Origin of the sequence: Cellulosimicrobium sp. 4261, from assembly GCF_040546915.1 — a bacterium.
GTDB lineage: Bacteria > Actinomycetota > Actinomycetes > Actinomycetales > Cellulomonadaceae > Cellulosimicrobium > Cellulosimicrobium cinnabarinum.
Genome location: NZ_JBEPOQ010000004.1, coordinates 1 through 22,357 on the forward strand (window position 1 = coordinate 1; position 22,357 = coordinate 22,357).

Below are 22,357 nucleotides of genomic sequence, written 5' to 3' on the forward strand. Positions count from 1 at the left end.
CGGGCGCGTCCGGCGCGCCCTCGCCAGAGGGCGCGATCCTGACCGACGCACCCCCCCCCCCCCCCCCCCCCACCCGCCCCCCCCCCCCGGCCCCCCCCCCCCCCCCCCCCCCCCCCCCCCCCCCCGGGACCGGGGCTCTACCCCGCGGTACCGGGCTTCTACCTCGCGTGACCCGGGGCTCTACTGTGCGAGGGCCGGGACGAACGCGGCGCGGACGCCGTCGAGGTCCTGCGCGACGAGCTCGGCGAGCTGGACCGCGTTGAGCGCGGCGCCCTTGCGGAGGTTGTCGTTCGAGACGAACAGCACGAGACCGCGCCCGCCCGGCACCGACTGGTCGGTGCGGACCCGGCCGACGAACGACGGGTCCTTGCCCGCCGCCTCGAGCGGGTTGGGCACGTCCGCGAGCGCGACGCCGGGGGCGTCGGCGAGGATCGCGCGCGCCCGGTCGGGCGTGATCGGGGCGCCGAACTCGGCGTGGATCGCGAGCGAGTGCCCGGTGAACACGGGGACGCGCACGCACGTGCCCGCGACGGCGAGCTCGGGCAGCCCGAGGATCTTGCGCGACTCGTTGCGGAGCTTCTTCTCCTCGTCCGTCTCCTCCAGCCCGTCGTCGACGATCGACCCGGCGAGCGGCACGACGTTGAACGCGACGTTCCGCGGGAAGACGGCGGGCTCCGGGAGGGCGACCGCGCCGCCGTCGTGCACGAGACCGACGAGGCCCGGGCCGGACCCGTCGGCTGCGGCGGCCTCGGCCTGGGCGCCCGCGACGGCCTGGGCGCGCAGCTCCTCCGCGCCGGCGAGCCCGGCGCCGGAGACGGCCTGGTACGTCGCGACGATCAGGCGCTCCAGCCCGGCCTCGTCCGCGAGCGGCTTGAGGACCGGCATCGCGGCCATCGTCGTGCAGTTCGGGTTGGCGATGATTCCCTTGCGCGCCTCGCGCAGCGCGCCCGGGTTCACCTCCGAGACGACGAGCGGGACGTCGGGGTCCATGCGCCACGCGGAGGAGTTGTCGATGACGACGGCGCCCGCGGCGGCGAAGCGCTCGGCCTGCGCCTTCGACGTCGCGCCGCCCGCGGAGAAGAGCGCGACGTCGATGCCGCGCAGGTCCTCGGTCGGGGTCGCGGCGACGTCCTCCACGACGACGTCGGTCCCGCGCCACGGGAGCGTCGACCCGGCGGAGCGCGCCGACGCGAAGTAGCGGATGCTCGCGACCGGCAGGTCGCGCTCGTCGAGGAGGCGGCGCATGACCGCGCCGACCTGGCCGGTCGCGCCGACGACGGCGAGGTGCAGGCCCGGGGTGCTCTGGGTGCTCATGGGTGGGTTCCTCTCCTGCGTCGGGTCAGCGGCCGGTGCCGGCGTAGACGACGGCCTCGCCGTCGGCGGCGTCGAGCTCGAAGGCGGTGTGCACGGCGCGCACCGCGTCGTCGAGCGAGTCCTCGCGCGTGACGACGGAGATGCGGATCTCCGAGGTGGAGATCATCTCGATGTTGATGCCCGCGTCGCGCAGCGCGCCGAACAGCTTCGCGGAGACACCGGGGTGCGACTTCATGCCCGCGCCGACGAGCGAGAGCTTGCCGATCTGGTCGTCGAACTGGAGCGAGTCGAACCCGATCTCGGCCTGCAGCGCCGACAGCGCGGACATCGCGGCCGGGCCGTCTCCCTCGGGGAGGGAGAACGAGATGTCGGTGAGACCCGTGCGGGCTGCCGACACGTTCTGCACGATCATGTCGATGTTCACGCCCGAGCCCGCGACGACCTCGAAGATCCGGGCGGCCGTGCCCGGGACGTCGGGCACGCCGACGACGGTGATCTTGGCCTCGCTGCGGTCGTGCGCGACGCCGGAGATGATCGGGTCTTCCATGACGGTCTCCTCGGGAAGGTCTGCGGTGCTGCCGGCGGTGCCGGCCGGGGAGGCGGCGCTCGCGCCGGGGCGCGCGGTGTACGCGTCCGCGCTGACGAACGTGCCGTCCTTGCCGTTGAAGGACGAGCGCACGTGGATGGGGACGCCGTACCGGCGGCCGTACTCGACGCAGCGCAGCGCGAGGACCTTCGCGCCGCTCGCCGCCATCTCGAGCATCTCCTCGTACGTGATCCGGTCGATCTTGCGCGCGGACGGCACGATGCGCGGGTCCGCCGTGAACACGCCGTCCACGTCGGTGTAGATCTCGCACACGTCGGCGTCGAGCCCCGCGGCGAGCGCGACCGCGGTCGTGTCCGACCCGCCGCGCCCCAGCGTCGTCACGTCGTTCGTCGCCTGCGTCACGCCCTGGAAGCCCGCGACGATCGCGACCTGGCCGCGGTCGAGGGTCTCGCGCACGCGCGTCGGGACGACGTCGACGATGCGCGCCTTGCCGTGCACCGCGTCCGTGATGAGGCCGGCCTGCTGCCCGGTGAACGACTTCGCCTTCACGCCGAGGCTCGTGATCGCCATCGCGAGCAGCGACATCGAGATGCGCTCGCCCGCGGTGAGGAGGATGTCCATCTCGCGCTGCGGCGGGAGGGGGCTGACCTGCTGGGCGAGGTCGATGAGCTCGTCGGTCGTGTCGCCCATGGCCGAGACCACGACGACGACGTCGTTCCCGGCCCGCTTCGCCTCGGCGATGCGCTTGGCCACCCGCTTGATGCTCTCGGCGTCCGAGACGGACGAACCGCCGTACTTCTGCACGACAAGTGCCACGTGCTGCTCCATCTGTCGCCGGCCTCCGTCTCTCTCAACGGCCCGCCGGGTGCTTGTGGGTCGGTCGATGATAGGCACGCGTCCCGGGCCCCGGCCAAGCCCGTCCCGCCCTGCGGACCGCGGCAGGCCGCCGCCGGGGTCACACCTCCGGCAGCACGCGGGCCCGCGGCCCGGCCACGACGACGTACGCCAGCCCGACGACGACGGCCCCGCCGACGAGGTTGCCGAGGCCCACCCAGGTGAGGTTGCGGCCGAAGTCGGCCCACGTCGTCGGGCCGAGGTCGCCGAAGAGCCCGAGGGAGAAGGTCGTCATGTTGGCGACGACGTGCTCGAACCCGGACGCGATGAACGCGAGGATCCCCCAGAACAGGATCACCGCCTTGCCGGCCTCCGAGCGCAGGCGCCCGCAGGCCCAGATCGCGGCGCACACGAGGATGTTGCACAGCACGCCGCGGAAGAAGAGCTCTCCCCCGGTCTCGTGCGCCTTCGCGCGGAGCATCGAGGCGACCATCTCGCCCGCCGCCGCGTTCGAGCGCAGCACGCCCGCCTGCGTGACGACCCAGCCGAAGAGCATCGACCCGGCCAGGTTGCCGACGAGGCACAGGCCCAGCGTGGCGACGGCGTCGCGCACGCGGACGGCGCGCGTCGCGACGCCCTGGGTGAGGACCATCATCGCGGACGTGGCGAGCTCGGCCCCGGCGAAGACGACGAGCGTCAGCGCCGCGGCGAACACGCCCCCGGCGACGAGCCGCTCGGCGGGCGCCCCGGCGGCGAGGAACGGGCCCGCCGTCGCGACCATGAGCACGACGCCGACGCCGATGTACGCGCCCGCGAGCATCGCCGCGACGAGGTAGCGCCCGGGACGTCTGGCGAAGAGCACCTTCTCCCGGGCCGCCTCCGACTGGGTGGTCACCGCCTGGGCGAGGGTCTGCACGACCTCGATCCTCGCGTCCGGGCGACCTCCCGGACAGGGTCGGTGGTCGCCCGGGCTCGGGACCGAAGGTCCGCGCGTCGGCTCCGGGGTGCGGACCGGCGAGGGGCCGCGCACGGTCTCCCGCGCGCGGCCCCCGGGCGTCGGTCCCGCTCGGTCGTCAGCCGAGGCGGCGCCGGTAGACCGCTGTCGCCCACGCGTAGGCGAGGACGAGGATGCCGACGAGCCACGCGAGCGCGACCCAGATGTCGCTCCCGACGGGCTGGCCGGCGAAGAGGGACCGCAGGGTGTCGACGATCGCGGTCACGGGCTGGTTCTCGGCGAACCACGCGACCGGTCCCGGCATGCTGTCCGTGGGGACGAACGCCGAGCTGACGAACGGCAGGAAGATCAGCGGGTAGCTGAAGGCGGACGCGCCGTCGACCGTCTTGGCCGACAGCCCGGCGACGACCGCGAGCCACGTCAGCGCGAGGACGAACAGGACGAGGATGCCGAGGACGGCGAGCCACGCCCCGACGGACGCGTCGGTCCGGAACCCCAGGAGGAGGGCGACACCCACGACGAGGGTCACGGAGACGAGGTTCGCCACGAGCGAGGTGAGCACGTGCGCCCACAGGACGCTGGACCGGGCGACGGGCATGGACCGGAAGCGCTCGACGATGCCGCCCTGCAGGTCGAGGAACAGCCGGTAGGACGTGTACGCGACGCCGGACGCGACCGTGATGAGCAGGATGCCGGGCAGCAGGTAGTTCACGTACGACTCGCCGCTGCCGGTGTCGATCGCGCCCCCGAGCACGTAGACGAAGAGGAGCATGAGCGCGATCGGGGTCACGGCGGTCGTGATGATCGTGTCCGGGCTGCGCAGGACGTGGCGCAGCGAGCGGCCCGTGAGGGCGCGGGTGTCGGCCAGGGCGTGGGTGGTCATCGGGCTTCCTCTCCTGCCGGGCGGGCGCCGTCGACGCTCGTCCGGTCCGCGGTGGGGGCGCTGTCGCCGGCGTCGCCGACGAGCGCGAGGAACACGTCCTCGAGGGAGGGCTGCTTCTCGACGTACTCGACGGTCGCCGGGGGCAGCAGGGCCTTGAGCTCGGCCAGGGTGCCGTTCTGGATGATCGTCCCGCGGTGCAGGATCGCGATCCGGTCGGCGAGCTGCTCGGCCTCGTCGAGGTACTGGGTGGTGAGCAGCACGGTGGTGCCGCCGCGCGCGAGCTCGCGCACCGTGGCCCAGACCTCGATCCGGGCCTGCGGGTCGAGGCCCGTCGTCGGCTCGTCGAGGAAGATGACCGGCGGGTCGCCGATGAGGCTCATGGCGATGTCGAGCCGGCGCCGCATCCCGCCGGAGTAGGTCCCGGCGCGGCGGGCCCCGGCGTCGGTCAGGGAGAACCGGGCGAGCAGCTCGTCCGCGACGCGCCCCGGGTCCGCGAGGTGCCGCAGGCGGGCGACGAGGACCAGGTTCTCCCGTCCGGTGAGCACCTCGTCGACCGCGGCGAACTGCCCCGTCAGCGAGATGGACTCGCGCACGTGCCCGGGCTGCGCGACGACGTCGAACCCGTCGACGGTCGCGGTGCCGGCGTCCGGCGCGAGCAGGGTGGACAGGATCCGCACGAGCGTCGTCTTGCCCGCACCGTTGGACCCGAGCAGCGCGACGATGCTCCCGCGCGCCACCTCGAGGTCGACACCGCGCAGCACGCGCAGGTCGCCGTACGACTTCTCGATGCCTCGCACCCGGACGGCGGGCGCGAGGGTCTGGTCAGCAGACATCTGCGGATCTCCGATCCCTGGGTTCTGGTGGGTGGTTCAGGGCCGGCGGACGACGACGTCGCCGAACCCGGTGCTGGCGTGGATCTCCGCGGTGGCCTCGTCCTCGACGGGGCCCTCCGTGGGCGTGAGGTGGTTGCGCACGCTGCCGTGCTCGGAGCTCGCGTCGAGGAACGCGGCGGTCCCCTCGGGCACGCCCACCTCGATCGAGCCGTACGACGTCGCGAGGGTGACGCTCCCCGACTCCAGGCGCCCGACCCGGATGCCGGCGTGCGCGGACTTGGCCGTGACCGTGCCGCTCACGCGGGCCACCGCGATGTCGCCGTGCGCACCGTGCACCGCGAGCGAGCCGGTGACGGCGCCGACCGTCGTCGTGCCGTTCGTCGCCTTGATCGTGCCTTCGCCACGGACCTCCTCGACGCGGACCGACCCGGCGCTGGCGCGGGCGTCCAGCGAGCCCCGCACGCGACGCGCCGCCACGGAGCCCGCCGAGGTCTTGACGTCGAGCCGGTCGACGTCCTCGACGCGAGCGTCCCCGGCGGAGAGCGCCATCTCGACGGTGCCGAGGCTGCCCTCGGCGTAGAGCGAGCCCGCCTTGCCGCGCACGTCGGAGCCCGCGGGCAGCTCGACGGTGATGTCGGCGGTGCCGGACGCGAACGGCAGCACGTACTGCTTCCACGAGCCGGGGTAGGAGATCGTGAGGGCGCTGCCGTCGCCGTCGACGCGGACCGCCTCGGCGGCGCGGACGCTGCCTGACTTGGCCGGGTCGGTCGGCAGGACCGTGACGACGACGTCGTCGCGGTCCCCGGCGACCACGTGCAGGTGGGCGAACGGCACGTCGACGACGACGGGCAGGGGCTGCGGGGCGGGGAAAGTGGGCATGACGAAGCTCCAGGAGTGGTGTCGTGGTGGTGTCAGGTGCGGTCGGAGGGGGCGGGGACGGAGACCGAGGTGGTCAGCGCACCCAGCCGGTGACGCGGGCGGAGCCGCGCTGCTGCGGGCGGGCCTGCGCGGCCGGACGCCCGGTGGACTGCTCGAGCGCCGCGGCGACCGCGCGCACGAGCCACGTGTTGACGGAGACGCCGTCGCGGGCGGCGGCGGTCTCGGCCTGCGTCTTGAGGTGGTCGGGCAGGCGCAGGGTCGTGCGGGTCGTGGCCCCGGCCTCGACGTCGGACGGCGCGGGCCCGGCGGCCGTGGCCGGGGTGTTCGCGGGGACGAGGCCCTCGACCGGGGCGGGCGCGGCGGCGGGGACGGCGACCACGAACTCGGGGGCACCGCCTCGCAGCCGCACGTCCACCGACCCCGGGGCGAGGTCTGCGGAGATCTCCCCCGCCGCGGCGGAGAGCGCGTCGAGGAGCACGAGACGCACGGCCGCGTCGAGCGGTGCGGTCAGGCGCTCCGCGAGCCGACGGCCGTCGTCCCCGGCGGCGTCCGCGGCGGCGGCGAGGCGGTTCTGGAGGTCGTCGACATACGGGGTGAGGTCCATGACGCCATCATGGCACCACGAGTGGTGTCACTGCAACCCCTCCGCGACAACACGTTGACACCACTGGTGGCATCGGACCCCGACGGTGCGGAGAGCTCAGGCGGTGAGGTCGCGGACGACGTCGTACCCGAGCTTGACGATCAGCGCGCCGACGACGACCACGAAGACCACCCGTACGAACGCGCTGCCCTTGGCGACCGCCATCCGGGCGCCCACGTACGCCCCGAGCAGGTTGGCCGCGCCCATGAGGAGGCCCAGCCCCCACAGCACCGCGCCGTACGGCACGAAGAAGATCAGCGCGCCGGCGTTCGTGGCGAAGTTCGCGATCTTCGCGAGCGCCGACGCCGGCAGGAACGCGTACCCGAGGATGCTCACGAGCGCGATGACGAAGAACGTCCCGGTGCCCGGTCCGAGCAGGCCGTCGTAGGTGCCGATGACCAGGCCGATCCCGGCCGCCGCCCACCGGTGGCCGTTGCCCTCCCAGCGCAGGTTCGTGCTGTGCCCGAGACTCGGCTTCGCGATCGTGTAGGCCGCGACGCCGACGAGCACCACGAGGATGATCGGCTTGAACAGGTCGGCCGGGATGCGCGACGCGAGCGCCGCTCCCCCGACGGCCCCCACGAGCGCGGCGAGCGCCATGGGCCCGGCCGTGCGCAGGTCCGGCCCGACGCGCCGGTAGTACGTCGCGGCGCTCACCGACGTCCCCATGATGCTCGCGAGCTTGTTCGTCGCGAGCGCCTGCACGGGGCTGATGCCCGGGACGAGAAGCAGCGCCGGGAGCTGGACGAGCCCGCCCCCGCCGACGACGGCGTCGATCCACCCCGCCGTGAGCGCGGCGAGGACGAGCAGGAGGACGGTCACGCCGTCGATCTCGAGGCCGCCGGAGACCGGGAGGGAGAGGGCGGGAAGCACCCCCCAGTGGTACCACGCGGACGCGGCGCGCCCGGGCCGGGTCCACGACCGGTCCGCGACCCGTCCACGGCTGAGGAAGCTCTTCCCTATGCGTAACATCGCGGTTACGCTTCCTGGATGGACGTGTTCGAGGCCGTCGCCGACGACGTGCGCCGCGACCTGCTCCGCGCGCTGGGGGCCGGGTCGCTCAGCGCGGGTGACCTCGCGCGCGTGCGCGGCGACGTCTCCCGCCCCGCCGTGAGCCGCCACCTGCGCGTGCTGCGCGAGGCCGGGCTGGTCGAGGCCGTCGTCGCGGGACGCCGTCGCCTCTACTCGCTGCGGCCCGCCGCGCTCGACCCGCTCGCCGCGTTCCTCGCGGCGCTCACCGCACCCGCCCCGCCCGTCCCGGCGCGGGCGCTCGACGGCCTCGACCTCGAGGTCCGCCGCACCACCCGAGAACGTCGTGCCGAACGCGGCACGACCCAGCAGGAGGAGAGCGCATGAGCGACCCGACGAACCCCTCGCCAGCCCCCGCGCCGACGGCACCCGGTGCGCCGGAACCCGGTGTGCCGGAACCCGGTGTGCCGGAACCCGGTGTGCCGGAACCCGGCGGGACGGTCGAGCGCGGCCCCGCGGGCGACGAGCTCGTCGTCACGCGGACGTTCCGCGCCCCCGCCGACGACGTGTGGGCGAGCCTCACGGAGCCCGACCGGCTCGCGCGCTGGATCGGCTACTGGGAGGGCGACCCCTCGACCGGCCGCGTCGAGTTCTTCATGACGGCCGAGAGCGACGACCCCGAGCCCGAGGAGTACCGCATCACCCGGTGCGAGCCGCCGCACCGCTTCGCCGGGGTGACGTCGTCGGGCGACCAGACGTGGCACCTGTCCTTCGAGCTCGCCGAGCAGGACGGCGTCACGACGCTGACCTTCCGCCAGCTCCTCGGCCCCGGCGACGACGCCCGGAACGTCGGGCCCGGGTGGGAGTACTACCTCGACCGGCTCGTCGCCGTCCGCGAGGGGCGCGACGCCGCCACCGTGCCGTGGGAGCCGTACCTCGCCGGGCTCGCGGACCACTACGGCCGGTCGGGCGACGCCGTCTGACCGCGCGACGCCCGCGGCACGGCGTCAGCCGGAGCGACGGCTCAGGACTGGAGCGCGTCGTACTCCGCCTCGGTCGCGACGTCGTCCTCGACGTCGAGACGCAGGTGCGCGAGCGCGAGCTGCAGGACGCGCAGCGCGCTCGCGGCACGCTCCCCCCACAGCGAGACGTACGAGAACTGCCACCACCACAGCCCCTCGAGCTCGCGCCCGGCGTCGTAGTGCTGCAGGCCCTTCGCGAGGCACTCGGCGACGCACGCGAGGTCGCCCGAGAGCGACGCCGCACCGACCTCGGCGCCGACGAGCGGGTCGGTGATCTCGGCGTAGTCGTCGAACCCGTCGAAGAGCCGCGCGAGCGCCGTCCGCAGCGGGTCCACGTCCGTGTCGCGGCCGGCGTCGGGCTCGAAGCGCTCGACCGGCACGACGTCGCCCACGGCTCCCAGGCGGGCGCCCGCCGCGAGCGCGTCGGACAGCGCGAGGAGCAGGAGCGGCAGCACCGCCCCCGGGGCCGCGCCGGACGCGACCTGCGTCGTCGTGGTGAGGTAGGCGCGGGCCTGCTCCGCCATGCCCTCGGCGATCTCCCGCAGGTCGGGGTCGTTGTGGATCTCCCCCATGCTCGTCGCCTCCCGTCAGCCGCCGACGAGGCGTCGGCCCTCGAACGCCCGGCCGAGCGTCACCTCGTCCGCGTACTCCAAGTCTCCACCGACGGGGAGCCCGGACGCGAGGCGGGTCACGCGCAGGCCCATGGGGCCGAGCATGCGCGCGAGGTAGGTGGCGGTGGCCTCGCCCTCGACGTTCGGGTCGGTCGCGAGGATCACCTCGGTCACCTGCCCGTCCGCGAGCCGGCTCATGAGCTCCGCGATCCGCAGGTCGCCCGGCCCGACGTTCTCGATCGGGTTGATGGCCCCGCCGAGCACGTGGTACCGGCCGCGGAACTCGCGCGTGCGCTCGATCGCGACGACGTCCTTGGGCTCCTCGACGACGCAGATCACCTCGGGCGAGCGGCGCGGGTCCGCGCAGATGCGGCACTGCTCCGACTCCGCGACGTTCCCGCACGTCTCGCAGAAGCGGACGCGCGCCTTCACCTCGGTGAGGGCGTCGGCGAGCCGGCGCACGTCCACCGCGTCCGCGGCGAGCAGGTGGAACGCGATGCGCTGCGCGCTCTTGGGCCCGACGCCGGGGAGTCGGCCGAGCTCGTCGATCAGGTCCTGGACCGCGCCTTCGTACACGCCCCCAGCCTACGGGGCGCGGCCCACACGCCGGGCCCGGCCCGCCGCCCTCGCGGACGGCCGGGTCGGCGTTCAGGCCGCGGTCATCCCGGCGGCTCGGGCGTCACGGTCCGCGTCGTGCCGTCGGCGTACGTCGCCTCGTAGGTGATGGCGGGCTCCGGGCCGCCCTCGCCGCCGGGACCGCCCACCGTCGCCGGGTCGAAGATCGGCCCGGGCCACCAGGCCACGAAGCGGCCGTCCTCGAGCGTGGTCTCGACGGCGGTCCCGTCCGCGAGCCGGAGCGTGAGCGCCACGACGTCGGCGCCGGCACGCCCGCCCGTCATCGACAGCACGGGACGCTCGCGGCTCCACGGGTAGGCCTTGCCGCCCGACTGGAACATCGCGCCCTCCGCGACGCCGCGGGAGGACGGGACGAGACCGCCACCGCTCGCGGACGCTGCGGAGAGGTCCTCCGCCTCGTCCGCGCCCGGGGGCAGGTAGCCGACGCACGACGACTGCAGGGTCTGCCCCTGTGCGTCGTCGTGCAGGTACATCACGGCCGCCCACGAGCCGCGACGCTCCGCGAGCACGACGTCGTCGACCGTCACCACCCGCTCGGAACCGACCCGCGCGCGGCACGCCGCGTCGAGCACGGCGAGGTCCTGCGCGGAGAGCGGGTCCGGTTCGGGCGTCCACGACGCGAGCGCGTGCGGCGCCGGGCCGACGAACGGGACCGCGAACGCCACCGCGGCGACAGCGGCCACGGCCGCCGGGATGCCGACCCGGCGCGCCGTGCGGCGCCGGGCCTGCACGGCGAGGTGCCCGACGGCGCGGGCACCCGTCGTGCCGGGCTCCTCGCCCGCGAGGATGCGGTCGAGGCCCTGGGTCGCACGTGCGGCCTCGGCGGCGGAGAGGTCGGACGCGGGGGCGGCGTCGAGCCCGCGGAGGACGGTCAGGTCGTCGTGAGTCATCGGAGCGCCTCCTGGGCGGTGACGTCGAGGGATCGGGCACGGGGGGCGGCGGGCCGGTGGTCCGCACCGTCCGTGTCGGCACCCTCGTCGAGGGCGAGCAGCCGACGGAGCGCCGTGCGAGCACGGTGCAGACGGAGCCGGTAGGCGACCGCGGAGATGCCGAGGACGCGTCCTGCGTCCGCGGACGGCAGGTCCTCCCAGAGGAGCAGCGAGAGCACCTCCTGCTGGTCCGGGGTGAGCCGGCGCCACGCCGCCGCGAGGTCGGAGCGCGCAGCCGTCTGCTCGTCAGGGGCCGGGAGGAGCGGCTCGGGCTGCGCGGCGAGCCGGACACCGAGCGCACCGCGTCGGGTGCTCGCCCGCCGGTCGTTGAGGAGGCAGCCGCGCGCGACCCCGAACAGCCACGCCCGCTGGGCGTCCCGGGTCGGTGGGAGGTCGCGCATCCGGCGCCACGCGACGACGAACGCCTCGTGGACGACGTCCTCGGCGTGGTCGTCGTCGGTGCGCCGCCGCACGAAGCGGAGCACGTCGGCGTACGTGTCTCGGTAGAGGTCGCGGAACCGTTCGTCACGGTCCGCCACGGGTGGTGGGCTCATACCCCGTTCGTGTCCGGCACCCGGCCCGCTGTTTCGGCGGGCGCCCGTCAGCCCTGGTCCTGGATCTCCTCGATGATCTTGCCGTCGAGCAGGCTCACCACGAGCGCGGTCCCGACGAGGCCCGTCGAGACGATGTCGGGGTCGTCCGCGGACGGGAGGTCGTCCATCGGGTCGACGGCGGACGTCTCGCCCCGCCGCGCGGGCTCCTCGGTCCGCGGGACGCGGGCCGCCGCGATCGCCGCGCGCGCGGCGGAGACGCCGCGCAACGGCGCTGCCGACGAGCTCGCCGGAGCGGCCGGTGCCGCCGTCCGGGCAGGCGCCTCCTGGCGCGGGCCCGCGGGCGTCGCCGCGCCGGGGCGTCCGGGCGCGGGGGCGGCGGGCGCCGCGGTCCGGGCAGAGGTCTGCGGGACGGTCGGGGTGGGCGCCGAGGCCGGTTCGAGCACGGGCTCCGGCTCGGGGCCGTCGTCGAGGTCGGCGGGCGGCTCCGCGGGCAGCCCCGCGAGCCACGCCTCGTCCGCGCTGTCCGCGCGCGACTCGGGCGCGGGCGTCGGGGCCGACGCCCCGGCGAGCCACGCCTCGTCGGCGGCGTCCACCACGGTCGATCCGGCCGGGGGCGCGGCGGGCGCGGTCTCCGTGCTCGGTCGTTCCTGGAGCGCGACGGCGGCCCGCGGGGTCCCGTGTGCCTCCGCGGCCTCCTCTGCCGGGCGGGAGGTGCTCGCGGAGCGGGCCACGCCGGGAGCGCTCGGCGCCGCGACGGTCGCGACCGGCACCCCTGCCTGCGCGCCGCCCGGGCCGTGGAGGGCCGCAGCCCCGGTGCTCGCCGAGGCGGACCCCGCGGGGCCGGACGCGGCGGGACCGGCCGCCACGGCGGTCGCCGCCGTGCCGGGCGCCGGGGCGCCGGGCACCGGGGCGGCGGGCGCGGGCGCCGGTGCGGGGCCCGTCGACGGCGCAGGCGATGCCGGCGCGGGGCCCGACGACGGTGCCGAGCCGCCGCCCGCCTGGCCACCCTCGTCGAGACGCGGCTCGACACGGACCTGGAGCCCGAGCGTCTGGTAGACGACGTCCTGGACCGCGCTCGTGTGCCGGGACGACGAGAACGTGCGAGCCAGCCCGGGCGACGGGAAGGCGAGGTAGAGCACGTCGGCGCCGAGCTCCGCGACCTGTGCGTTGGCGCTCACCAGCGACCACGTCACGGGGCTCGCGCGGAGGTTCTCGAGGACCTCCGGCCAGCGCCGGCGCAGCTCCTCGGTCGTCAGGGCAGCGCTCGCACCACCCGCTGCCGGAGCGGACGGCGCGGCCGCCTCCTCGTGGGAGGCCGCCGCGCGAGGCGCCTCCTCGCGAGGCGCCTCCTCGCGCGACGTCTCCTGACGCGGCCCCTCGGGGGCGCGCGACGCGACGGCAGCCGGGGCGGCGGTGTCGCGTGCGCGCTCGGCCGGAGCCTCGTCCACCCTGTCGGACGCCGACGCGGACGCCTCGTCCGGCGCCGAGCCGGGCCCTGCGCCGGGCGTCGAGCCGGTCGGGGTGTCGGGCGCCGAGCCGGTCGTCCTGTCCGCCGCGGTGCGCGGCCGGGCGCTCGCACCACCGTGCGCGGGACCGGTCCGCTCGGGGACGGGCACCTCGGCAGGTGCGGTCGCCTCGCCGGGCGCGGGCGGGTCGGTGCGAGAGGTCTGGCCGGCGGTGCGCTCGGCACCGTCGGCCGCCGACGCCGCGACGCCGTCAGCAGCGGGCGACGCGGCAGCGTCGCCGGACGGGCGGTCCTGCTCCGGCGCGGAGGGAGCCTCGACGCGCCCGACCGGCGTCGGGTCCTGCGCGACCGGCGCGCCCGTGAGGGCCGCAGCAGCCTGGGCCGGTCGCGCAGGCCGGAGAGCCGCGCGGACGGCGGCGGCGCCGGTGAGGCCCGAGGAGGGCGCGCCGGCCGGAGCCCCGGCCGGGGCGGCAGCGGCGCCGTCGCCCGGGGCGGGCGTCCCCGCGGCAGGGGGGACCACGACGTTGCCCAGGCCCCCGCGCTCGAGCCGGTCGAGGCGCGCCGCGAACCCGGCCGCGCCGTCGTCCGCCCCGGGCAGGAGCAGGCGGGCCATGAGGAGCTCGAGGTGCAGGCGGGGCGACGTCGCGCCCGTCATCTCGGTGAGCGCGGCGTTGACGAGGTCGGCGGCCCGGGACAGCTCGGCCACCCCGAGGTGCTGCGCCTGCGTGCGCATGCGCTCGAGCTGGTCGGCTGGCTGGTCGCGCAGGACGGCCTGCGCCTCGTCGCCCGAGACCGCGATGACGATGAGGTCGCGCAGGCGCTCCAGCACGTCCTCGACGAAGCGCCGCGGCTCGTGCCCCGTCGCGATGACGTGGTCCACGACCCGGAAGATGCTCGCGCCGTCGCGCGCGGCGAGGGCGTCCACGACGTCGTCGAGCAGGGTGGCGTGGGTGAAGCCGAGGAGCGCGACCGCGCGCTCGTACTCGACGGCGCCGTCCTCGGCGCCCGCGATGAGCTGGTCCATGACGGACAGCGAGTCGCGGACCGAGCCGCCACCCGCGCGCGTCACGAGCGGGACGACGCCGCTGCCGATCGCCACGCCCTCGGCCGCGCAGAGCTCCTCGAGGTAGGGGCCGAGCACGTCCGGCGGGACGAGGCGGAAGGGATAGTGGTGGGTGCGCGAGCGGATGGTGCCGATGACCTTGTCCGGCTCCGTCGTCGCGAAGACGAACTTCACGTGCTCCGGCGGCTCCTCGACGAGCTTGAGCAGGGCGTTGAAGCCCTGCGGCGTCACCATGTGCGCCTCGTCGAGGATGAAGATCTTGTACCGGTCGCGCGCGGGGGCGAACGCGGCGCGCTCGCGCAGCTCGCGCGCGTCGTCCACGCCGTTGTGCGACGCCGCGTCGATCTCGACCACGTCGAGGCTGCCGGGGCCGCCGCGCGCGAGCTCGACGCACGACGGGCACTGCCCGCACGGCGTGTCGAGCGGGCTCTCCGGGGTGTTCCGCTCGCAGTTGAGCGTGCGCGCGAGGATGCGCGCGCTCGTCGTCTTGCCGCACCCCCGGGGCCCGGAGAAGAGATAGGCGTGGTTCACGCGACCGCTGCGCAGCGCCTGCATGAGCGGTGCGGTCACGTGGTCCTGACCGATCACCTCGGCGAAGGTCTCGGGCCGGTAGCGGCGGTACAGGGCGGTGCTCACCCCGGTCACTCTAGACGCCGCGACCCACACGCACGAGGTCGCTCCGCCGTCGTCCCGCCGGGCTGCCACGAGATCGACCCGCACGCCGGGGATCGACCCTCAGGAGGTCGATCGGGGGACGCGCGGGTCGATCTCGGCGAGGGCAGGTCAGCGGTGCAGCGCCTTGCGCGCGAGCCAGTTGCCCAGCAGCTGCGCGACCTGGACGATCGCGATGATGACGAGCACCGTCACGACCACGACGGCCCAGTTGTAGCGCTGGTAGCCGTAGACGATCGCGAAGTTCCCCAGGCCGCCGCCGCCGATGATCCCGGCGATGGCGGACATGTCGAGCACCGCGATGAAGAGGAACGTGTAGCCGAGGATGAGCGGCGCGAGCGCCTCGGGCACGAGCACCGTCGTGATGATGCGCCACGACGACGCGCCCATGGCGCGCGCCGCCTCGATGACGCCCGGGTCGATCCCCACGAGGTTCTGCTCGACGATGCGGCTCGTGCCGAACGCCGTCATCACCGACAGGGGGAAGATGAACGCCTCCGTGCCGAGCGTCGTCCCGACCACCTGGAGCGTCACCGGGCCGAGCAGCGTGACGAAGATGATGAACGGGATCGGCCGGACGATGTTGACGAGCACGTTGAGCACGCCGAACACCCAGCGGTTGGCGAGCAGGTTGCCGCGCCGCGTCACGTAGAGCGCGATGCCGAGCGCGAGGCCCGCGACACCGCCCGTGAGCAGGGCGACGGACACCATCTGGAGCGTCTGGCCGAACGACTCGACGAGGATCGGCCACAGCTGGGACCAGTCGCGGTTCATCAGCGGCCTCCGAGGTTGCCGTGGCGGAAGAGGGTCTCGCGGGCCAGGCCGTACGGTCCGCCCGGGTCGTCCGCAGGGTCGGGGGCGTCCTCGTCGGCCGGCGCGGCGGCGAGGCGCGCGACGCGCGGGTCGTCGAGCGGGTGCGCCGCCGTCCCGAGGTCGACGACGTCGGCACGCTCGCCGAGTGCGAGGAGGAACGGCGCGATGCGGTCCTCGGGCGCGTCGAGCTCGACGGTGAGCGACCCGAACGGCCGCTCCCCCACCTCGGAGATGCCGCCGTAGACGACGGACCCGTCGACGTCGTGCTCGCGCAGCAGGCGGAACAGGTCCGTCCCGGTGCTCGCGCCCTCGCGCACGCCGACCGTCACGAGGCGGCCCGGGTGGCGCTCGCGCAGGCGGGCGAGCGTCTCGCGCGACGGCCGGTCGTGCAGCGCGGTGCCGACGAACCGCTGCGCGGCGTCGGCGCGGGGCGCGGAGAAGACGTCGTACACGTCGCCCGTCTCGACGACCTCCCCGTGCTCCATCACGGCGACGCGGTGGCAGGTCGAGCGCACGACCTCCATCTCGTGCGTGATGACGACGATGGTGATGCCGAGCTCGGCGTTGACGCGCCGCAGGAGCGCGAGGACCTCGCGCGTCGTCTCGGGGTCGAGCGCGGAGGTCGCCTCGTCGGCGAGGAGGATCGTGGGCTGCGCCGCGAGCGCGCGGGCGATCCCGACGCGCTGCTTCTGCCCGCCCGAGAGCTGGCGCGGGTAGGCCTTCGCCTTGTCGGCGAGCCCCACGAACGCGAGGAGCTCGGCGACGCGCGCCGCGCGCTTCTCGCGCGACCAGCCCGCCACCTTGAGCGGGTAGGCCACGTTCCCGGCGACGGTGCGCGACGACAGGAGGTTGAACTGCTGGAACACCATCCCGATGCGCGAGCGCACCTCGCGCACGCGGCGCTCGGACAGGCCCGTGATGACCTGGCCGTCGACGACGACCTCGCCGCTCGTCACCGTCTCCAGCGCGTTGACGAGCCGCACGAGCGTCGACTTCCCGGCGCCGGAGTAGCCGATGACGCCGAAGATCTCGCCGCGGCGGATGGACAGCGAGACGTCGTCGACCGCGTGCACGGCACCGTCGCCCTCGCCGAAGGTCTTGCTCACGTGGCGCAGCTCGATCGCGGGCTGCTCGTCACCACCCGGGTCGCGGGGGACGTCGGTCACGTCGGAATCCTCTCGTCGGAGGCCGGGCCGCAGGGCCGGGCCGCCTGGCGCGGTCGGGCGCCCGCCGTCGGGCGAGCCGTCCGCCTGCCATCGTCTCTCCCCGGCACGACGGCGCGCGAGGGCGGGCGCGTCCTGCGCGCCCGCCCTCCCGTCGCCCGGGACGTGCCGGGTCAGCCGCGGATGTCGGCCTCGATGCCCGCGAGGATCTCCTGGAGCTCCGCCGGCGAGTTCTCCTTGATGACGGCCGTGCCGCCCGACGCCTTCTTCTCGGCCTCGACGACCTCCGGCGAGTGCGAGAGCTCGGCGAGCTTGAGCAGCGTCTCGTCGTCCTTGTCCTCGGCGCGCGCGACCCACACGTTGATGTAGGGCTTCGCGGCGTCGGAGTCGGGGTCGTCCTGGAACAGGGCCTCGTCGGGCGAGAGGCCCGCGTCCTCGACGAAGTCGTTGTTGATGATCGACGCGTCGACCGACTGGAGCTGGATCGGGGTCTGCGCGGCGTCGACGGGCGTGACGGTCACCTTGGAGCTGGGCAGCACGTCGGCCTCGGTCGAGATCGAGCTCCCGCCGTCCTTCAGCTCGACGAGGCCGGCCTCCTGGAGCACGAGGAGCGCGCGGGCGAGGTTCGTCGGGTCGTTGGGCACGGCGACCTGGCCGCCGTCGGGGATCTGCTCGAGCGACGTGTGCTTCGTCGAGTACAGGCCGAGCGGGTAGACGGCGGTCGCGCCGATGGGCTGCAGGTCGTCGTTCGCGTCCACGTTGTAGCCCGCGAGGAACTGCAGGTGCTGGAACTGGTTCACGTCGAGCTCGCCCTGGGACAGCGCGGGGTTCGCCTGCGTGTAGTCCTGGAGGTCGACGAGCTCGACCTCGATGCCCTCGGCCTCGGCCTGCTCCTGGAAGACGGCCCACTTGTCGTCGGACGCGCCGACGACGCCCACGCGGATCGGGCCCTCGTCGCCGCTCTCGCCGGAGGCACCGCCCGAGGAGTCGCCGCCCCCGCACGCGGTGAGGGTCAGGGCGGCCGTCGCGGCGATCGCGGTCCAGGTCAGGCGCTTGCGGGTGGTGGAGAACGACATGGGGGTTCCTTCCGACGACGGCGGTGCGGTCACGGGTGGCGACAGCACGGCCGGGGGTGCAGGGGGGTCCCTGCGAGGCAGTGGGGTTCGGGGTGCTTCCGGCGGGCCATCAGCCACGCGGCGAGCGGGAGCCGGTCGTCGTCGAGGACGACGCGGCGGGTGCGGCGCAGGTCTCCCTGCGGGTCACGACGGCGTCAGCAGCCGCACATTCGCCCGGTGCGCACGCGGCGACAGCACGACGAGCCGGCGCAGGCTGCTGCGCGCGGGGTCGTGGTGACGACGTGCTGGCGGGTCATGCCGACATCATGGGCACGACGGCGGCCCGCACGCCAATCTCCGGCCGCGAAAGTCCACGATGTGGACCGCAAAGTGGTCGCATGTCGGGAACAAGGGCGCTCTCATCGGGACAGAAGGGGGTAATTCCGTCAGACTCGCCGCAGCGCTGCGCACCGAGGCGCCGCTGCACGCGCGCACCGCCGCGCAACGGCCGGACGGCGCAGCCGGCGAGGGGCCGCAGCGGGTCCGGGGACGCAAAGGACCCCTCGCACACCCACCAGAGCTCACCTACCCTTGCTGCCTTCCGGCCCTGGGGGAGTTCGGCGAGATGATGCCGCACGAGGGGTCTGCACCCACCCTAGCCCAGGTCGGCGCCGCGCTCGAAACCCGCTCCCCCACGCGCTCCTCCGCGCGTTCCACCACAGCGCCTCCCGGAGGCGATTCGGTCGGGGAGCCGCCGTCCGGTATCCTCGTTGTGCTGCTGTCGGTGCGCACCCGTGCGTCGTCGACCGTCGCCAGGAGGATTCGCCTAGTGGCCTATGGCGCACGCTTGGAAAGCGTGTTGGGTTAACAGCCCTCGGGGGTTCGAATCCCCCATCCTCCGCAGATCGAAGGGCCCGCCGCACTCGCGGCGGGCCCTTCGTCGTCGTGCAACGCGCACACCGAAAAGGCCCGTCGCACAGGTGCGACGGGCCTCTCGACGTCCCGACGGTCCGACGCGCCGGGACGTGGCGCCGGCGGTGCCGCCGACGGCTCCCCCCAGCCTACGGGTGTCCGGCCCGGAACGGCAGGGGTGGAGAGCCCCGGAGTCCCGGATCTTCGCCACATCCGCCCACCTTGGGACCTCCCTGGATCGCTGGACAGCCGTTGAACACGCGTTTAGTCTATTGAACATGCGTTCAGAGCAGCCGCCAGCGAGCACGCCCCCGCCGTCGGGCACCGACGACCTCACGACCCGCGCCCGGATCCGGGACGCCGCGATCGCCCGGTTCGCGCGGGACGGGTTCGGGGCGCCGCTGCGCGCCATCGCGACCGACGCGGGCGTGAGCGCCGCGCTCGTCGTGCACCACTTCGGCTCCAAGGACGGGCTGCGCCGCGCGTGCGACGCGTACGTGTTCGACGCCGTCCGCGCCGCGAAGACCGACGCGATCTCGCCGCAGGACCCGGCGGCCGGGCCCATGGCGCTGTTCACCCAGCTCGCCGGGATCGAGGACTACGCGCCCGTGTTCGAGTACACGCTGCGCAGCCTCCAGGCGGGCGGCGACCTCGCACGGTCTTTCGTCGAGCACCTCACGCAGGTCACGCTCGAGTACATGGAGGACGGCGTCGCCGCCGGGGTGATCCGTCCGAGCCGCGACGAGCCCGCCCGCGCGCGGTACCTCGTCTCGCTCTCCCTCGGCTCGCTCCTCGTCGACGGCGCGCTGCGCGAGCGGACCGAGCCGCGCGACCCCGAGGCCGACCTCCGCGAGTACGTCGAGCGCGTGATGCTGCCCGCGCTCGAGGTCTTCACCGAAGGGCTCTTCGTCGAGCCGACGCTGCTCGACGCGTACGTCCGGCACACCACCCACCAGGAGGAGACGCGATGACGAGCACGACCCCCGCCGTCGAGGTGCACGACCTGCGCAAGGCGTTCGGCCACGTGCAGGCGCTCGACGGCCTCGACCTGACCGTCCGCACCGGCGAGGTCGCCGGCTTCCTCGGACCGAACGGCGCCGGGAAGTCGACGACGATCCGGGTGCTGCTCGGGCTGCTCTGCGCCGACTCGGGGACCACCCGGCTGCTCGGCGGGGACCCGTGGCGCGACGCCGTCGACCTGCACCGCCGCCTCGCGTACGTGCCGGGCGACGTGAGCCTGTGGCCGAACCTCACCGGCGGCGAGGCGATCGACCTGCTCACCCGGCTGCGCGGGCGCGTCGACCCGCGCCGCAAGGCGCTCCTGCTCGAGCGCTTCGAGCTCGACCCGTCGAAGAAGGCGCGCACGTACTCCAAGGGGAACCGGCAGAAGGTCGCGCTCGTCGCGGCGTTCGCGTCCGACGTCGAGCTGCTTGTGCTCGACGAGCCGACGTCCGGCCTCGACCCCCTCATGGAGTCGGTGTTCACGCAGTGCGTGCGCGAGGTCACGGCGGAGGGGCGGTCGGTCCTGCTCTCGAGCCACATCCTCGCGGAGGTCGAGAAGCTGTGCGACACGGTGACGATCATCCGCGCCGGCCGCACGGTCCAGTCCGGCACGCTCGCCGAGCTGCGGCACCTCACGCGGTCGTCGGTCACCGCGGTGACCGACCGCGACCCCGCCGCCCTCGACACGCTCGACGGCGTGCACGACCTCCTCGTCGAGCCCGGTGCCGACGGGACGCGGGCGCGGTTCGACGTCGACAACGACCACGTGCAGCCCGTGCTGCGCGCGCTCACCGACCTCGGGCTGCGGTCCGTCACGGTCACGCCGCCGTCGCTCGAGGAGCTGTTCCTGCGCCACTACGGCGACGAGCTCGCCCAGCTCGACGGGGCCGGTGCGCTGTGAGCGCCCCCACCGCGGCGCCGCCCCGCGGGCGTCGCGCGACCGCCGTCGCTCCCGAGCCACCCCGCCCCGGGCGCGCGGCCACGGGCTGGCTCACCCTGCTGCGCTTCGTCCTGCGCCGCGACCGCGTCCGCATCCCCGTCTGGACGGCCTCCGTCGCGCTCCTCTTCGGGTACGCGGCTGTCGCCCTCGACACGCTCTACCCGACGGCGGCCGACCGCCAGGCGCGCGCGGCGCTCGTCTCGAGCCCCGCGGGCATCATGCTGTCCGGGCCGCAGTACGGCATCGAGGACTACACGCTCGGCGCGATGATCGCCAACGAGATGGCCCTCACCGTCATGGTCGCGGTCGCGATCATGAGCATCTTCCTCGTCGTGCGGCACACGCGTGCCGAGGAGGAGACCGGCCGGGCCGAGCTCGTCCGGGCGGGGGTCGTGGGGCGGCACGCGCCCGCGACCGCGGCGTTCGTGGCGGCGGTCGTCGCGAACGCGGCCATCGCCCTCGCGACCGGCGCGGTGCTCGTCGCGACCGGTCTCGACGCCGTGGACTCCCTCGCGCTCGGCGCCGCCGTCGGGGTCACGGGCCTCGTGTTCGCGGCCGTCGCCGTCGTGACGAGCCAGGTCACCGAGCACGCGCGCGGCGCGAGCGGGCTCGCGCTCGCCGTGCTCGGCGTCGCGTTCCTGCTCCGCGCCGTCGGCGACGTGCAGGAGGAGCACGGGAGCTGGGTCTCGTGGCTCTCCCCCATCGGCTGGGCGCAGCAGATCCGGGCGTTCGTCGACCTGCGCTGGTGGCCCCTCGGCCTGTCCGTCGCGCTCGTGGTGCTGCTCCTCGCCCTGGGCGCGGCGCTCGCCGCCTGGCGCGACCTCGGCGCCGGGCTCGTCCCGCCCCGCGCGGGCCGGCCCGACGCCGCCCGGTGGCTCGCGAGCCCGCTCGCCCTCGCGTGGCGCCAGCAGCGCGCGTCCGTGCTCGCGTGGGCCGTCGGGGTCGGCGTCACGGCGCTCGCGTGCGGGACGTTCGTCGACTCGGTGGGCGACATGGTCGCGGACAACCCCGAGATCGCGCAGATGATCGGCGACGCGTCCGACCTCGTGGGCGGGTTCGTCGCCGTCATGGCCCTCTTCCTCGGGCTCGGCGCGGGCGGGTTCGCCGTCGCCTCGGCGCAGCGCGCGCGGGGCGAGGAGACCGCGGGGCGGCTCGAGCCGGTGCTCGCGACGGGCGTCGGGCGCGTGCGGTGGCTCGCGGGCCAGCTCGTCGTGACCCTGGCCGGGACGTGCGTCCTGCTCGCCGTGAGCGCCGTCGGGCTGTGGCTCGGCGCGCTGAGCGTCGGGGAGGACGCGTTCAGCCTCGGCGACTATCTCGCGGCGTCGTTCGCGTACCTGCCCGCGATCGCGGTCGTCGCGGGGGTCGCGGTCGCGGCGTTCGGGTCGCGCCCGGGCCTCGCGGCGCTCGCGTGGGCGCTCCTCGCCTACTCGTTCGTCGTGACGATGTTCGGCGCCCTGCTCGACCTGCCGTCGTGGGCGAGCGGGATCTCGCCCTTCTGGCACGTGCCCCAGCTCCCCGGCGCGGCCGCCGAGCCGTGGCCCTTCGTCTGGCTCACGCTCCTCGCCGTCGTGCTCGTCGCGCTGGGCCTCGCGGGCTTCCGCCGCCGCGACGTCCCACGCCCCTGACGCGTGGCCGTCGTGGGCTCCGGCTAGGCTCGATCCAC

General features: G+C 74.9%; 21 protein-coding genes, 1 tRNA gene and 1 other RNA gene. 6 read left to right on the forward strand and 17 right to left on the reverse strand.

Annotated features, from left to right (window positions below; all coding sequences use genetic code 11):
- Positions 1 to 180 precede the first annotated feature (180 nt).
- From ABIE39_RS06300 to ABIE39_RS06335, 8 genes are all read right to left on the reverse strand, one after another.
- Positions 181 to 1,314: an aspartate-semialdehyde dehydrogenase gene (locus ABIE39_RS06300; RefSeq protein ID WP_354050904.1), complete on the reverse strand. Its 1,134-nt coding sequence runs from the start codon at positions 1,312 to 1,314 to the stop codon at positions 181 to 183.
- A 25-nt stretch (positions 1,315 to 1,339) separates the two neighbouring features.
- The gene (locus ABIE39_RS06305) at positions 1,340 to 2,677 is read right to left on the reverse strand and encodes an aspartate kinase (protein WP_074804183.1); all 1,338 of its coding nucleotides are present in this window, start codon (positions 2,675 to 2,677) and stop codon (positions 1,340 to 1,342) included.
- Positions 2,678 to 2,816: 139 nt separating this feature from the next.
- Positions 2,817 to 3,611 carry a formate/nitrite transporter family protein gene (locus tag ABIE39_RS06310; protein ID WP_209828629.1) on the reverse strand — a complete coding sequence of 265 codons (795 nt, stop codon included), beginning with the start codon at positions 3,609 to 3,611 and terminating at the stop codon, positions 2,817 to 2,819.
- 157 nt (positions 3,612 to 3,768) lie between these two features.
- Entirely contained in the window at positions 3,769 to 4,533 is a 765-nt protein-coding gene (locus ABIE39_RS06315) for an ABC transporter permease (protein ID WP_354050907.1), read from the reverse strand.
- Positions 4,530 to 5,366 (reverse strand): ATP-binding cassette domain-containing protein, encoded by an 837-nt coding sequence (locus tag ABIE39_RS06320; protein WP_175009247.1) that lies wholly within the window; start codon positions 5,364 to 5,366, stop codon positions 4,530 to 4,532. The genes ABIE39_RS06315 and ABIE39_RS06320 overlap by 4 nt, the downstream gene beginning before the upstream one ends.
- A 36-nt stretch (positions 5,367 to 5,402) precedes the next feature.
- On the reverse strand, positions 5,403 to 6,245 hold the full coding sequence (locus tag ABIE39_RS06325) for a DUF4097 family beta strand repeat-containing protein (RefSeq protein ID WP_354050911.1): 843 nt from the start codon (positions 6,243 to 6,245) through the stop codon (positions 5,403 to 5,405).
- 73 nt (positions 6,246 to 6,318) lie between these two features.
- Positions 6,319 to 6,849 carry a hypothetical protein gene (locus tag ABIE39_RS06330; RefSeq protein WP_061268025.1) on the reverse strand — a complete coding sequence of 177 codons (531 nt, stop codon included), beginning with the start codon at positions 6,847 to 6,849 and terminating at the stop codon, positions 6,319 to 6,321.
- Positions 6,850 to 6,945: 96 nt separating this feature from the next.
- Positions 6,946 to 7,761: a TSUP family transporter gene (locus ABIE39_RS06335; protein WP_255437278.1), complete on the reverse strand. Its 816-nt coding sequence runs from the start codon at positions 7,759 to 7,761 to the stop codon at positions 6,946 to 6,948.
- A 117-nt stretch (positions 7,762 to 7,878) separates the two neighbouring features.
- Between ABIE39_RS06335 and ABIE39_RS06340 the strand changes: the two genes are divergently transcribed.
- Together ABIE39_RS06340 and ABIE39_RS06345 are read left to right on the forward strand one after the other, a co-directional pair.
- A complete protein-coding gene (locus ABIE39_RS06340; protein ID WP_354050914.1) occupies positions 7,879 to 8,244 on the forward strand; it encodes an ArsR/SmtB family transcription factor in 366 nt (121 codons plus the stop codon).
- 92 nt (positions 8,245 to 8,336) lie between these two features.
- Positions 8,337 to 8,840, forward strand: coding sequence for an SRPBCC family protein (locus tag ABIE39_RS06345; protein ID WP_354050916.1), 504 nt, complete (start codon positions 8,337 to 8,339; stop codon positions 8,838 to 8,840).
- 41 nt (positions 8,841 to 8,881) lie between these two features.
- Here the strand turns inward: ABIE39_RS06345 and ABIE39_RS06350 are convergent, their stop codons facing one another.
- The 9 genes from ABIE39_RS06350 to ffs all read right to left on the reverse strand — a co-directional run bounded on the left by ABIE39_RS06350 (position 8,882) and on the right by ffs (position 18,488).
- On the reverse strand, positions 8,882 to 9,451 hold the full coding sequence (locus ABIE39_RS06350; RefSeq protein ID WP_061268027.1) for a DUF5063 domain-containing protein: 570 nt from the start codon (positions 9,449 to 9,451) through the stop codon (positions 8,882 to 8,884).
- Between the two features lie 15 nt (positions 9,452 to 9,466).
- Positions 9,467 to 10,066 (reverse strand): recombination mediator RecR, encoded by a 600-nt coding sequence (gene recR / locus ABIE39_RS06355; RefSeq protein ID WP_021483478.1) that lies wholly within the window; start codon positions 10,064 to 10,066, stop codon positions 9,467 to 9,469.
- An 83-nt stretch (positions 10,067 to 10,149) separates the two neighbouring features.
- Positions 10,150 to 11,016 carry a hypothetical protein gene (locus ABIE39_RS06360; RefSeq protein WP_354050918.1) on the reverse strand — a complete coding sequence of 289 codons (867 nt, stop codon included), beginning with the start codon at positions 11,014 to 11,016 and terminating at the stop codon, positions 10,150 to 10,152.
- The gene (locus ABIE39_RS06365) at positions 11,013 to 11,609 is read right to left on the reverse strand and encodes an RNA polymerase sigma factor (RefSeq protein WP_354050920.1); all 597 of its coding nucleotides are present in this window, start codon (positions 11,607 to 11,609) and stop codon (positions 11,013 to 11,015) included. Before ABIE39_RS06365 ends, ABIE39_RS06360 begins: the two co-directional genes overlap by 4 nt.
- Positions 11,610 to 11,656: 47 nt before the next feature.
- Positions 11,657 to 14,773, reverse strand: coding sequence for a DNA polymerase III subunit gamma and tau (locus ABIE39_RS06370; RefSeq protein ID WP_354050922.1), 3,117 nt, complete (start codon positions 14,771 to 14,773; stop codon positions 11,657 to 11,659).
- Between the two features lie 147 nt (positions 14,774 to 14,920).
- The gene (locus tag ABIE39_RS06375) at positions 14,921 to 15,583 is read right to left on the reverse strand and encodes a methionine ABC transporter permease (protein ID WP_108049735.1); all 663 of its coding nucleotides are present in this window, start codon (positions 15,581 to 15,583) and stop codon (positions 14,921 to 14,923) included.
- The gene (locus ABIE39_RS06380; protein ID WP_209828644.1) at positions 15,583 to 16,788 is read right to left on the reverse strand and encodes a methionine ABC transporter ATP-binding protein; all 1,206 of its coding nucleotides are present in this window, start codon (positions 16,786 to 16,788) and stop codon (positions 15,583 to 15,585) included. The genes ABIE39_RS06375 and ABIE39_RS06380 overlap by 1 nt, the downstream gene beginning before the upstream one ends.
- Positions 16,789 to 16,958: 170 nt before the next feature.
- Positions 16,959 to 17,861: a MetQ/NlpA family ABC transporter substrate-binding protein gene (locus ABIE39_RS06385; protein WP_175009253.1), complete on the reverse strand. Its 903-nt coding sequence runs from the start codon at positions 17,859 to 17,861 to the stop codon at positions 16,959 to 16,961.
- Between the two features lie 530 nt (positions 17,862 to 18,391).
- An RNA gene (gene ffs / locus ABIE39_RS06390) (signal recognition particle sRNA small type) lies at positions 18,392 to 18,488 on the reverse strand.
- Between the two features lie 167 nt (positions 18,489 to 18,655).
- On the opposite strand from ffs, the gene ABIE39_RS06395 reads away from it, so the two are divergent.
- The 4 genes from ABIE39_RS06395 (at position 18,656) to ABIE39_RS06410 (ending at position 22,319) form a co-directional block, all read left to right on the forward strand.
- Positions 18,656 to 18,741 (forward strand) — tRNA-Ser (locus ABIE39_RS06395).
- Positions 18,742 to 19,030: 289 nt separating this feature from the next.
- Positions 19,031 to 19,723 (forward strand): TetR/AcrR family transcriptional regulator, encoded by a 693-nt coding sequence (locus ABIE39_RS06400; RefSeq protein ID WP_209828646.1) that lies wholly within the window; start codon positions 19,031 to 19,033, stop codon positions 19,721 to 19,723.
- The gene (locus tag ABIE39_RS06405) at positions 19,720 to 20,655 is read left to right on the forward strand and encodes an ABC transporter ATP-binding protein (protein ID WP_354050925.1); all 936 of its coding nucleotides are present in this window, start codon (positions 19,720 to 19,722) and stop codon (positions 20,653 to 20,655) included. Before ABIE39_RS06400 ends, ABIE39_RS06405 begins: the two co-directional genes overlap by 4 nt.
- Complete coding sequence (locus ABIE39_RS06410; protein WP_354050927.1) at positions 20,652 to 22,319, forward strand: ABC transporter permease; 1,668 nt, start codon at positions 20,652 to 20,654, stop codon at positions 22,317 to 22,319. Before ABIE39_RS06405 ends, ABIE39_RS06410 begins: the two co-directional genes overlap by 4 nt.
- Positions 22,320 to 22,357: the final 38 nt, after the last annotated feature.